General features: G+C 63.3%; 8 protein-coding genes. 7 read left to right on the forward strand and 1 reads right to left on the reverse strand.

What is annotated here, in order from left to right; genetic code table 11:
* Positions 1-88 precede the first annotated feature (88 nt).
* Positions 89-496: a DUF4332 domain-containing protein gene (locus tag V6L75_RS05105; protein WP_334250428.1), complete on the forward strand. Its 408-nt coding sequence runs from the start codon at positions 89-91 to the stop codon at positions 494-496.
* Positions 497-580: 84 nt separating this feature from the next.
* On the opposite strand, the gene V6L75_RS05110 is transcribed toward V6L75_RS05105, so the two are convergent.
* Positions 581-1,282 carry a helix-turn-helix transcriptional regulator gene (locus tag V6L75_RS05110; protein ID WP_334250429.1) on the reverse strand — a complete coding sequence of 234 codons (702 nt, stop codon included), beginning with the start codon at positions 1,280-1,282 and terminating at the stop codon, positions 581-583.
* Positions 1,283-1,572: 290 nt separating this feature from the next.
* Between V6L75_RS05110 and V6L75_RS05115 the strand changes: the two genes are divergently transcribed.
* The 6 genes from V6L75_RS05115 to katG all read left to right on the forward strand — a co-directional run bounded on the left by V6L75_RS05115 (position 1,573) and on the right by katG (position 12,934).
* Positions 1,573-3,678, forward strand: a complete 2,106-nt coding sequence (locus tag V6L75_RS05115) for a methylmalonyl-CoA mutase subunit beta (RefSeq protein WP_334250430.1) — start codon at positions 1,573-1,575, stop codon at positions 3,676-3,678.
* Positions 3,675-5,840: a methylmalonyl-CoA mutase gene (gene scpA, locus V6L75_RS05120; protein ID WP_334250431.1), complete on the forward strand. Its 2,166-nt coding sequence runs from the start codon at positions 3,675-3,677 to the stop codon at positions 5,838-5,840. Before V6L75_RS05115 ends, scpA begins: the two co-directional genes overlap by 4 nt.
* A 489-nt stretch (positions 5,841-6,329) precedes the next feature.
* Positions 6,330-7,652 (forward strand): NAD(P)/FAD-dependent oxidoreductase, encoded by a 1,323-nt coding sequence (locus V6L75_RS05125; RefSeq protein ID WP_334250432.1) that lies wholly within the window; start codon positions 6,330-6,332, stop codon positions 7,650-7,652.
* Positions 7,653-8,269: 617 nt separating this feature from the next.
* Positions 8,270-8,656, forward strand: coding sequence for a type III PLP-dependent enzyme domain-containing protein (locus tag V6L75_RS05130; protein ID WP_334250433.1), 387 nt, complete (start codon positions 8,270-8,272; stop codon positions 8,654-8,656).
* Between the two features lie 33 nt (positions 8,657-8,689).
* Positions 8,690-10,174, forward strand: a complete 1,485-nt coding sequence (locus V6L75_RS05135) for an aldehyde dehydrogenase family protein (protein ID WP_334250434.1) — start codon at positions 8,690-8,692, stop codon at positions 10,172-10,174.
* 582 nt (positions 10,175-10,756) lie between these two features.
* Positions 10,757-12,934 (forward strand): catalase/peroxidase HPI, encoded by a 2,178-nt coding sequence (gene katG, locus V6L75_RS05140; protein WP_334250435.1) that lies wholly within the window; start codon positions 10,757-10,759, stop codon positions 12,932-12,934.
* Positions 12,935-13,079 lie beyond the last annotated feature (145 nt).

Below are 13,079 nucleotides of genomic sequence, written 5' to 3' on the forward strand. Positions count from 1 at the left end.
GTGATTGCATTTTCTAACGCAACGGCTTCAATAGACTGGGGCTGGCGCCGCCGCGCCGCACCAGTGGGAGCTAAAGGGAGTAATACGCATGTCCTATCCAGTCATCGATATTGAAGGCATCGGTCCTGTCTATGCCGAAAAGCTTCATGCCGTGAACATCCGGACGACCGCCGATCTGCTTGACCGGGCCAAGGATCCCAAGGGACGTGAGACGCTGGGCGCCGAAACCGGTATCGACCACAAGCGGATCCTGAAATGGGCCAACATGGCCGACCTGATGCGGATCAAGGGCGTCGCAGAGGAGTATTCCGAACTGCTGGAAGCGGCTGGTGTCGATACAGTGAAAGAACTGAAGCACCGGGTGCCCGCAAATCTGGCCGCGAAGATGGCCGAGGTGAATGCGGTGAAACAGCTTGTGCGCCAGGTGCCGTCCGAGACGATGGTGGCTCGCTGGGTCGAAGAGGCCAAGCAGCTGCCTGCTGTCCTGACATATTGACGGCAGAATCTTGCAGGCGCCGGAAAGACAAAAGGCCCGCCGGACGCAGCCAGCGGGCCTTTAAAACTTTGGAACCGGCGGAACTCAGACGCGGATCTGGCCGTAGCGCAGGGCCTCAACCACGGTATGGGTCTTGTTGGAGGCGTTCAGTTTGACGCTGGCATTCTGCAGGTGAGCGTGCACGGTACGCTGGGAAATATCCAGCAGCTCGGCGATTTCCCCTGCGGTCTTGCCGAAGGCGGTGAGTTCAAGCACCTTGCGCTCGCGGGTGGACAATGCGCCGGGGCGCTGGGCGGTGATGACACCCATGTCCTGCAGCTTGACGAAAACGGCTTCCGCGATCATCTCGATGGCCGCCAGGGAGCACTTGTCAGCCTTCAGGCTGGGGCCGGCGCAATAGACGAAGGCCTGAAAGGGCTGCAGCTCGGTCACCGGTACGGCGATGATCTGGTAGCCTTCTCCAACCGCAGCCATCAGGCGCGAATGCTGTGTGTCGCCGGCTGATACTGTCCAGACCGATGCCCGGTCGGACGCAAGACCGAGGGACAGGACTGCGTCATTGGCCGAGAGCGGCGGGTTGTCAACGGCTCCGGAGCGTGTATCCGGCCAGCGGTAGCGCTGAACAAGGCTCTCGATGGAGCGCTTGGGCATCGGCAGGCCGGTGACGAGGATATGGGTTGCCCCAAGGCGGCGCAGATTTGTCTCCAGAACGTCAAGGACAATCTGGGCAGAGTTGGACTCTGAAATGGTACGCAGCTGCGTGCTGAGTTCAGCTTCATCCATCATTGTGCACATCCATATATAGGCGGCGTGAACCGCTTGTTGTTATACTTCCGGAATCCGGAAGTTTGACCTCGTTCGGGTCTGCAGGCCGCTCGCTGTTTTTTGATGGGAAGCGTTTCCGGTCTGCAGGCTGCCAGGAAACAAGACATTTGCTTGCCCAGAAGCTTATCTTTGCTTTTAGCCTAGAAACCCTAAAAATACCAACCGTAATATGCGCATAGTTTTTGCCAAATCCGCCAATCTGCGCTCTTCAAATGGAGCAATTTGCCAAAGGCGGGGCAAGGCGCGCCTTGGTGGCATTGATCCTGGCGGCGGGGCTTGTACCGGCAAAAAGGCTTCAGCCTTTGGGCGAGCTTGTCTCGCTCTCCCCCAAATGGAATAAAGGTGACATTCCCGAGGAGTTGAGCGTCGTGGCAGAACTGCACCCGGACTGGACACCAGATGAAACCGCCTGGCTGGCGGCTGTTGACAAGGCGCTGAAGGGCGCTCCGCGCGAGCGTCTGGTTGCGCGCAGTGAGGACGGTTTTGCCATTGAGCCCCTTTATGCGCGAAAGGCCGATGCTACCCCGCGCGCCGGACGGCTGGCAGGCCAGCCCTGGAAGATCCTGCAGCGCGTTGACCATCCGGATATCGAAACGGCCAACCGGCTCATGCTGGAGGACCTGGCTGGCGGTGCTGATGGCATCGACCTGGTTCTGACCTCTTCTGCCAATGCCCACGGGTTTGGTTGCGGGGCGCAGGATGCGGCCGGATTCGACCGGTTGTTCGAGGGTGTCTACACCGATCTCCTTACCCTGCGCATCGATGGAGGTTACGAAAGCAGCTCGGCGCTGGCGCTGCTGATTGGTCACGCCCGCCGCCAGGGGGTGGAGCCTTCGCAGCTTAATATCATCTCCTGCAGTGACTATGTGAGCAAGCTGGTGCAGACCGGCACCTTGAAGAATGCCGTGCCGGTTCTGCGCAAGCGGATTGCCGATCTCTATTCCTTTGCCTGTGACAAGGGCCTGCACGGCCCCTTGATGTGCGCCGAGGGCCGCAGTTGGCACAATTGCGGTGCGACGGATGCGCAGGAGCTGGCCTGGACGCTGGCAACCGCCCTGCAATATCTGCGTGACTTCAAGGCAGAAGGGGCGGGCGGTGACAATCCGGCCTCGCTCATCAGCGTGACGCTGGCTGCAACCGCAGACCAGACCGGCACAATTGCCAAGGCGCGCGCCATGCGCAGGCTCTGGGCATCCGTCCTGGAGCAAAGCGGCCTGCCGCAGGTGTCCTTGCACATCCATATGGAAACATCCCGGCGGATGCTGACGAAAGCGGACCCTTACGTGAACATGCTGCGCAGCACGGTGGCCTGCTTTGCCGCCGGAGTGGGCGGGGCGGACAGCATCAGCGTGCTGCCTTTCACCACCGCTTGCGGCCTGCCGGACAGTTTTGCCCGGCGCGTTGCCCGTAACACGCAGGCCATCCTGATCGAGGAAAGCAACCTGCACCGGGTTGCTGATCCGGGCGCCGGCTCGGGGGCCATCGAGGCGCGGACGGAGGCTCTGATTGCTGCTGCCTGGGCCCTGTTTCAGGAAACGGAAGCTGCGGGCGGCATCGTCGAGGCGATGGTGGCCGGAACCGTGCAGAAGCGTCTGGAAGCGGCAAGGACGGAGCGCGGACAGAAGATTGCCCGCCGCCGCCAGCCGATCACAGGCGTCAGCGCCTTCCCTAACCTGCAGGAGGGCCCGGTGAGGGTTCTGTCCGGCGAGCATCTGCTGGTGGACGCTGCCTCTGCGGCCATTGTCCTGCCGCGTCCGGGTGAGGGATCCGTCATGCAGGCGATTTTTGATGCGCTGGAACGGGGCGCGACGCTGACGGACATCATGGCCTCCCGCCCGCGGATTGATGAGATCGATCTGAAGATCAAGATGCCGCCGCCAGAGCGCCTGTCCGAGCCGTTCGAGCGGCTGCGGGAAGCGGCTGCCCTGACCAATCCGTCCGGACGCACCGTGTTCCTTGCCGCCCTGGGGCAGCTGGCGGATTTTACTGCACGGGCCACATGGGCCAAGAACTTCTTCGGGGCAGGCGGTCTGTCCGTGACCGGCGGCGAGGAAACGGACGGCATCGCCGCGATGGTTGCCGCCTGGCGTGCCAGCGGTGCGCCGCTCGTATGCCTTGTCTCCTCCGACAAGGTCTATGCAGCGCAAGGCGTTGAGGCTGCCGCTGCGCTTTCTGCTGCCGGAGCCAGGCACATCTACCTGGCCGGAAAGCCCGGCGAACTGGAAGTTCCGTTGAAAGACGCTGGTGCCGGTGTATTCGTCTTTGAGGGCTGTGCCATGCTGGACATCCTTGCCGATGCGCACAGGCGCCTTGGATTGCCGGTTGCGGCGGGAACACCAGGGGAGGGGCTGCTGTGAGCCGGATTCCGAATTTTGCCGACCGCCCGTTCCGCGATGTGCTTGGCAAGGCTGAAGCACCAGAGGGGCTGGACAGCTGGATGACGCCGGAAGGCATCGCCGTGCCGCCGGTTCCCACCTCCGCTGATCTTGAAGGGCTGGCCCATCTCGACAGCTACCCCGGGCTGCCGCCTTTCGTGCGGGGGCCTTACCCGACCATGTATGTGCAGCAGCCCTGGACCGTGCGCCAGTATGCGGGCTTCTCCACGGCGGAGGATTCCAACGCCTTCTACCGGCGCAATCTGGCGGCCGGACAGAAGGGGCTTTCGGTCGCCTTCGACCTTGCCACCCATCGGGGCTATGACAGCGACCACCCGCGTGTGGCCGGTGACGTGGGCATGGCGGGCGTGGCCATCGACAGCATCTTCGACATGCGCACCCTGTTCTCCGGCATTCCGCTGGACCAGATGAGCGTGTCCATGACCATGAACGGTGCCGTGCTGCCGGTGCTGGCGCTCTATATCGTTGCCGCCGAAGAGCAGGGCGTGGCGCAGAACCTGCTGTCTGGGACCATCCAGAACGACATCCTCAAGGAGTTCATGGTCCGCAATACCTACATCTACCCGCCTGCGCCCTCGATGCGGATCATTTCGGACATTTTTGCCTATACCTCGCAGAACATGCCGAAGTTCAACTCCATCTCCATCTCCGGCTACCACATGCAGGAAGCCGGGGCGACGGCGGATCTGGAGCTGGCCTATACCATCGCTGACGGCATCGAATATGCCCGCGCCGGTGTGGCGGCGGGCATGGACATCGACCAGTTCGCGCCGCGCCTGTCGTTCTTCTGGGCCATCGGCATGAACTTCTTCATGGAAGTGGCCAAGCTGCGCGCCGCACGCCTGATCTGGGCGCAGCTGATGCAGCAGAATTTTGCCCCGAAGAGTGACAAGTCCCTGTCGCTGCGAACCCATTCGCAAACCTCCGGCTGGTCGCTGACGGCGCAGGATGTCTACAACAACGTCATCCGCACCTGTGTGGAGGCCATGGCGGCGACGCAGGGCCACACCCAGTCGCTGCACACCAACGCGCTGGACGAGGCGCTGGCCCTGCCGACGGACTTTTCCGCCCGCATTGCCCGCAACACCCAGCTGTTCCTGCAGCAGGAAAGCGGCACCACCAGCCCCATCGACCTGTGGGGCGGGTCCTTCTATGTGGAGAAGCTGACGGCGGATCTCGCTGCCAAGGCCATGGCGCATATCACCGAAGTAGAGGCGCTGGGCGGCATGGCCAAGGCCATCGAGAAGGGCATCCCGAAGCTGCGCATCGAGGAGGCCGCCGCCAAGACGCAGGCGCGCATCGACAGCGGCGCGCAGACCGTGGTGGGCGTCAACAAGTACAAGCCGGACTTTGAAGAGCCCATCGAGGTTCTGAAGGTGGACAATGCGCAGGTGCGCGCCATGCAGATCGAAAAGCTGCAGCGCCTCAAGGCCGAGCGCAACGAGGCCGAAACGCAGGCAGCACTCGCCGCGCTCACCGCCTGCGCCGCCTCAGGTGAAGGCAACCTGCTGGACCTGTCCGTCAAGGCGGCAAGGGCAAAGGCGACGGTGGGTGAAATCAGCCTGGCGATGGAGGAAGTCTTCGGCCGCCACAAGGCGGAGATCCGCTCCATTTCCGGCGTCTACAAGCGCGAGGCAGGGGCCATGTCGGACAAGGTGGGCAAGGTGCAGAAGCTCGTGGAGGCCTTCGAGGAAAACGACGGGCGCCGCCCGCGCATTCTCGTCGCCAAGATGGGGCAGGATGGCCATGACCGCGGCCAGAAGGTGATTGCCTCCGCCTTTGCCGACCTCGGCTTCGACGTGGACATTGGCCCGCTCTTCGCCACCCCTGAGGAAGCCGCCCGGCAGGCGGTGGAAAATGACGTGCATGTGGTGGGAGTGTCGTCGCTCGCCGCCGGCCACCTCACCCTGGTGCCTGCCCTCAAGGCCGCTCTCGCCGCTGAAGGGCGCGAGGACATCATGATCGTCGTCGGCGGCGTCGTTCCCCCGCAGGACTACGACGCCCTCTACGCCTCCGGCGCCACCGCCATCTTCCCCCCCGGCACCGTCATCGCCGACGCCGCCGTGGACCTCATCGCCAAGCTGAACGCGAGGCTGGGGTATGAGGGGAGCGCGGCGGCATGAAGGATCAGGAGTATCCGGCCTCTCTCTGGTGCCGGATTGGGAGAATGATGACGGTTTCACCGTCGAAGTGGTCGCGGGCGGTATAGCTGCTATCGCCGAAATCGATGAGCCATTCCCTGAACTCTTCCGGTAGGCCTTCAACAGCACGGCTGATGCGGGGCTGTGCTCCTCCTATCTTCAGCCCCTGGCGGATGGCCTCACCTGCACGCTGCGCTGCTGTGGGGGGGCTTCACCTCCAGAAACGGGCGCAGCCATCTCATGCTCCAGAGTAAAAAGCATTCCCTTTTGTACTTTGCCGCGTTTGTGCCTGATGTGTCCATTCACGGGCCCCTGCCAAACGTGAGCAGATCATACCGGCCGGACGGCCCGAAAGACCGCAGATCTGGCGGCATTCTGAGTGATTTCGGCGCATTGTTTTGCCGGCATGATGCGATGAAGGGCTGATCGGGCCTTTGTGTCCGCAGTCCTGCAGCCGAGGTTGATTGGAACATGCCGCCCATTGTCGAACGCATTCCGAGCGATGAACGCCTGCCGGCTGAGGCCGACGCTGTCATTGTTGGCGGGGGCATCCTCGGCGCCACCGCTGCCTATTTCCTGGCAAAGCGGGGCCTCTCGGTGGCTCTGCTCGAGAAGGGGCATATCGCCTGCGAACAATCGAGCCGGAACTGGGGCTGGTGCCGCCAGCAGAACCGCGACAGGCGGGAGTTGCCGCTCTCGGTGATCTCCATGCGGCTGTGGGACGAGCTGACGCGGGACATCAACCGGGATCTCGGCTTCCGGCGTTGCGGCCTCGTGTATGCGACCCATGACGAAGCGGTGCTCGCCGGCTGGGAAAAATGGCGTGAAGTCGCCAGAGATTATGGCGTCGGCACCCGCGTGCTCAGCCGGGCCGAGCTGGCCGAGCGCGTTCCCGAGACACGTGGCAAATGGGTTGGCGGCACCTATTCGGAGCACGATGGCAAGGCCGAACCGGCACTCGCCGCGCCTGCGATCGCGGAAGGGGCCAGAGCTCTGGGCGCCACGATCCATCAGGGATGCGCTGCCCGGGGAATTGATCTTGCCAATGGCAAGGTCGCGGGTGTGCATACGGAGAAGGGCTATATCAAGACCAGTGCCGTGCTGTGCTCGGCAGGCGCCTGGTCCTCGCGGTTTTTAAGGCCGCTTGGGGTTAGCTTCCCGCAGGCAAGCATCCGTCAGACTGCGCTGCGCTCCGCCCCCACGGTCAACATCGGTGAGGCGATTTCCACGCCCTACTGCACGATCACGCGCCGGCTGGACGGAAGCTACACACTCGCCATCAGCGGCAAGGCGAACCTCGAGATCACACCGCAGGCCATCCGCTACAGCCGGGAATTCATGCCGCAGTTCATCCGCCGGCTGAAGAATGTCAAACTCGGCATTGGCAAGTCCTTCCTGTCCGGGCCTGATTCACTGTCTGCCCTGTTGGCCACCGACGACCGGATCTTCGAGAAGAACCGGGAACTGGATCCGCCGCCGCTGAAATGGCTGATCCGCCAAGTGGTGGAGAGCGTCAGCAAGACCTTCCCCCAGCTGGAGGGCATCAAGATCGAAAGCGCCTGGGGCGGATTCGTTGATTGCACGCCGGACGCGGTGCCGGTGGTCTCCAAGGTGGACAAGGTGGATGGGCTGGTGCTCGCGGCGGGCTGTTCGGGCCATGGCTTTGGTCTGGGGCCGGGGCTTGGCTATCTGGCCGCTGAACTCATCGTCAACGACACGCCCAGCGTCGATCCGGCACCGTTCCGCCTGTCGCGCCTCGTCGATGGCTCGAAGCTGGACGTCTCCGCCATCTGACGGGCGCTGGACGACGGGCACGCCCGTGCGGCAGCCGGAGGGCGGGGGAGTGGGCATCGGCCGTTCTCCCGGCCGGTGTGTCAGTCCTGCGGCGTCCGGGTGCCCGTCCCTTGAGGACTCCGACGATCTGCGTGACCTTCAGAGTGCCCGCTTCGATTGCCTGCTGTGCGTGCTGAAAATCACCGATCTGGACGGATTGGGACAGGAGGTCGCAGAAAAGGCGCGCACGCGGCAAGAGAGCGGCAGGAAACCCGTGCTTGCCATGACAAGGATACCGGCGGCGGTGATCCGGTAGGCGTTGACCTTGCCGCCCTCAAGCACGGCGCGCAGACGGCCGGTCCGCTGGCCGGGCGGTACGATGGATGAATTGTGCCGCAACAGGCCGATGGCCGGAGCAGTTTCAGGGCGGCGGTGTCAGGGGGCAGACTGCATCTTTGCCTTCATGGGCGCCGCCAATTGTGCCGATTGAACGGCAAAAACGAATGATTCCACTGGCTTGGCTGCGGCAAACGGCAGGGGCGCCTTGACGGAGGATGTCATCCTGTCTGTGACTTCAACAGAAGCTGGACCCCTTTGCACCTATGGCAAGGCAGAGCGTTAGAAACACTGCGGCTTGCATGATCATCGTCACGCCATCGGTTCTGCTCGACCGCAACATCACCCGGCAGGCTGATCAAGCGAGGAAGCTGGGCATGGTCCTGCGCCCGCATATGAAGGCATCAAAGAGCATTGATGTGGCAAGGCGTGTCTTTCCGGATGGGCCGGGGCCGATCACCGTCTCCACGGTTGCCGTGGCTGAATATTTCTCGAGCCATGGCTATCGTGACATGACTTCTGCAGTGGGCCTGCCGCCGGCTTTTGCCCTGCGCGCCATGGAACTTTGCGCCCGCACCGGCGCGAAACTCAAACTGCTGCTCGGCACGGTGGAACAAGCCGATGCCCTGGCTGCAGTACGCGAAGCGGGCGGTATCGAGGTGCGCCGGGAACGCATTCGCGGCTGGTGAAGGCCGCCGCCACGACAAGAGGCACGAAGCAAGATGAAACTGACAGCTGGCGGGGCGGCGTCCCCGCTCACGCACCTCGCCGATAACGGCCATCTCGGACTTTTCTACATCGGTGGTCATTGGGTTTCCCCCAAGGGCGCAGCCTACGCCGATGTAGTCAATCCGGCCACCGAAGAGATCATTGCGCGGGTTCCCCTCGGAAACAGCGCTGACGTGGATGCTGCGGTTTCTGCCGCGCGTCGGGCGTTCCCCAGCTGGAGCCGGACACAGCCGGGCGAACGCGCAGCGCTGCTGGAGCGTCTGCAACAGCAGCTCGAGGCTCAGAGCGAATGCATCGCGCAGTGCCTCAGCCTCGAAATGGGGGCCGCGATCACCTATGCGCGGAGCGCCCAGGTGCCGCTGGCCATCGCCCATGTGAAGGCAGCACGGGAGATCCTTTCGGACTTCCGGTTCATCGAGCGGCGGGGCCAGACGGCCATTGCACGCGAGGCGATCGGCGTGTGCGCACTGATTACGCCGTGGAACTGGCCGCTCTACCAGATCACGGCCAAGGTGGCTCCGGCCCTTGCTGCGGGCTGCACCGTGGTGCTGAAGCCAAGCGAACTGTCGCCGCTGAGTGCGCTGCTGTTCGCCGAAGCCATCGAGCAGGCGGGTTTCCCGGATGGCGTCTTCAACCTCGTCCACGGCAATGGCCCGGACGTAGGGGCCGCGCTCGCCTCGCACCCCGATGTCGACATGATCTCCATAACCGGTTCGACCCGCGCCGGCATTGCGGTGGCCCAGGCGGCCGCAGCTACGGTGAAGCGCGTCGCTCAGGAACTGGGCGGCAAATCACCCAACGTTATCCTGCCGGATGCCGATCTTGCGCGTGCGGTTCCCTCCGGTGTCGCTGCCAGCTTCCGCAATCTGGGGCAGTCTTGCAGCGCCCCGACGCGGATGATCGTACCGCGTGCGCGGCTGGCAGAAGTTGAGGCGCTCGCCGTCAGGGCTGCGGCCGGGATCGTGGTCGGCGATCCGTTTCAGGAAACGGTGACACACGGCGCCATCGCCAACCGAGCCCAGTTTGACCGCATCCAGACCATGATCGGCGCGGCCATTGCCGAAGGCGCCAAGCTGCTGGTGGGCGGGCCGGGGCGCCCGGATGGCCTCAAGGCCGGGTTCTTCGTCAAGCCCACCATCTTCTCAGACGTGCGCACGGATATGCGGATCGCACAGGACGAGGTGTTCGGGCCCGTGCTCTGCATCCTTCCCTATGACACGGTCGAGGAAGCCATCGCCATCGCCAACGACACGGTCTACGGCCTCGGCGCCCATGTTCAGGGCAGCGACATGGATCTGGTCCGGCATGTGGCCTCGCAGATCCGCTCCGGCCAAGTGCACCTGAACTATCCGGTCTGGGACCCCCACGCCCCGTTCGGTGGCTACAAGCAGTCCGGCAACGGGCGCGAATATGGCCTCGAAGGGATGCTTGAGTATCTCGAGGTCAAGTCGGTGCTGGGATACTATCAGGACGCCTAGGGTCCGCCTCTTCTGTTGTTGTTTGTTGACAGCGTCCGGACACACCGTGCCGGACGCTGTCTGCTTTTGTGGGGCAGTGTGGGCGGCGAGCAGACTGCTGGCTGGTCAAGTGTCTGGCACAGCGATGCGTGACCTTAGACCCGCTGCAGCGGCTTGGAGGGAATGGACGTATCAGGCTTCCTCCATACCCCGGCATAAAACTGACCCAATGTCCTGAATTGCATAGTCAAACCGCGTTTCCGGCTATTCGATCAGAAAATCTGATTGATACAATCAGAAGATACGAATTTTGCTAATTCCAGCAATTGGGTAACCTCATCTCACTGGCGCTGGTCCCGGGCGGGGCCGCGGCTGATCCCCGCCGGGTTTCAACCCACGGAAGCGGGCCAGATTTTCCGGACAGCGTATCCCCGCCGCTGTCCGCCGAAGGAGAGGGCGGCGCGCCGTGTGCCGTCCGGATGCGGTGTCTCAGGCGGCAGGGTCTGCCGCAGGGATGCCAATGTTCGAGCGGTAGACCACCGCTTGGGGCCAGAACGGGCGGTGTCATGCTGCCTGAAAAAACAGATGGACCGGAGAGAGACAATGGACGCGACGAATGCCAGCAAGGCAGGCAAGTGCCCGGTGATGCATGGTGGAAACACAGCGACCGGCAATTCGAACATGGAGTGGTGGCCGAACACCCTCAACCTCGACATCCTGCATCAGCATGACTCCAAGTCCAACCCGCTGGGCAAGGACTTCAACTACCGCGAAGAGCTGAAGAAGCTGGATGCAGAGGCGCTGAAGGCTGATGTGAAGGCGCTGCTCAAGGACAGCAAGGACTGGTGGCCGGCTGACTGGGGTCATTACGGCGGTCTGATGATCCGTCTTGCCTGGCACTCGGCCGGTTCCTACCGCCTGGCCGATGGCCGTGGCGGCGGCGGCTCGGGCAACATCCGCTTTGCCCCGCTCAATTCCTGGCCGGACAACGCCAGCCTCGACAAGGCCCGCCGCCTGCTGTGGCCGGTGAAGAAGAAATACGGCAACAAGATCTCCTGGGCCGACCTCATCCTCCTCTCCGGCACGCTGGCTTATGAGGACATGGGCCTGAAGACCTTTGGCTTCTCCTTCGGCCGCGAGGATATCTGGCATCCGGAAAAGGACACCTACTGGGGTGCGGAAAAGGAATGGCTGGCGCCGTCCGACAACCGCTACGAGGACGTGACCAAGCCGGAGACCATGGAGAACCCGCTGGCCGCCGTGCAGATGGGCCTCATCTACGTGAACCCGGAAGGTGTCAACGGCAAGCCGGACCCGCTGGCCACTGCCGCCCAGGTGCGCGAGACCTTCGCCCGCATGGCCATGAACGACGAGGAAACCGCGGCGCTGACCGCTGGTGGCCACACCGTCGGCAAGGCCCATGGCAATGGCGATGCCGGTGCGCTTGGCGCCGAGCCGGAAGCGGCTGGAATTGAGAACCAGGGCCTCGGCTGGGCAAATCCGAACCACACGGGACGCGCTAGCGACAACATCACCTCCGGCATCGAAGGCGCCTGGACGACGAACCCGACCGTGTTCGACATGGGCTACTTCGACCTTCTGTTCGGCTATGAGTGGGAACTGACCCGCAGCCCGGCGGGAGCCCAGCAGTGGCAGCCGGTCGGCATAAAGGAAGAGGACATGCCGGTTGATGCAACCGACCCGTCCGTCCGCCGCATGCCGATGATGACCGACGCGGACATGGCCATGAAGATGGATCCGAAGTACCGCGCCATCTGCGAAAAGTTCATGGCTGATCCGGAGTACTTCAAGGACACCTTCGCCCGCGCCTGGTTCAAGCTGACCCACCGCGACATGGGCCCGAATGTGCGCTACATCGGCCCGGATGCGCCGAAGGAAGACCTGATCTGGCAGGACCCGATCCCGGCTGGCCCGAAGAACTACGATATCGGCGCCATCAAGTCGAAGATCGCTGCCAGCGGCCTTTCGGTTGCCGAACTGGTGTCCACCGCCTGGGACAGCGCCCGCACCTATCGCGGCTCTGACATGCGCGGCGGTGCCAACGGTGCCCGCATCCGCCTTGCCCCGCAGAAGGACTGGGAAGGCAACGAGCCGGCCCGCCTTGCCAAGGTGCTGGGCGTGCTGGAACCGATCGCCAAGGCCTATGGTGCAAGCCTCGCCGACGTGATCGTGCTGGCGGGCAGCGTGGGTATCGAGAAGGCCGCAAAGGCAGCCGGTTTTGATGTCTCCGTACCCTTCGCACCGGGCCGCGGTGATGCCACTGCCGAGATGACCGACGCAGACTCCTTCAAGGTTCTGGAGCCGATCCATGACGGTTTCCGCAACTGGGTGAAGAAGGACTATGTGGTTTCGCCGGAAGAGCTGCTGCTTGACCGCGCCCAGCTGATGGGACTGACCGGGCCGGAAATGACCGTTCTCCTCGGTGGCATGCGCGTTCTTGGCACCAATCACGGCGGTTCCAAGCATGGCGTGTTCACCGACCGCGAAGGGGCGCTGACGGCGGACTTCTTCGTCAACCTGACCGACATGGCCTACACTTGGAAGCCGGCCGGCAAGAACCTCTACGAAATCCGCGACCGCAAGACCGGCGCGGTGAAGTGGACGGCGACCCGCGTGGATCTGGTGTTCGGCTCCAACTCGATCCTGCGCGCCTATGCAGAGGTCTATGCTCAGGATGATGCAGCAGAGAAGTTCGTGAAGGACTTCGTGGCTGCCTGGGTGAAGGTGATGAACGCAGACCGTTTCGATCTGCAGGCCTGATCTGCCCGTTCACGAAAAAACACGCGGCGCCCCGGGAAACCGGGGCGCCGTTTTGCGTTTTCATGTGGCGGCTTGTCACGGCAGAATGTGCCGCCCTCGAAGGATCAGGCGCGGATCCGCATGGCCGCGGCCAGAGTGGCCTGCC

The organism is Pannonibacter anstelovis, assembly GCF_036881715.1.
GTDB lineage: Bacteria > Pseudomonadota > Alphaproteobacteria > Rhizobiales > Stappiaceae > Pannonibacter > Pannonibacter anstelovis.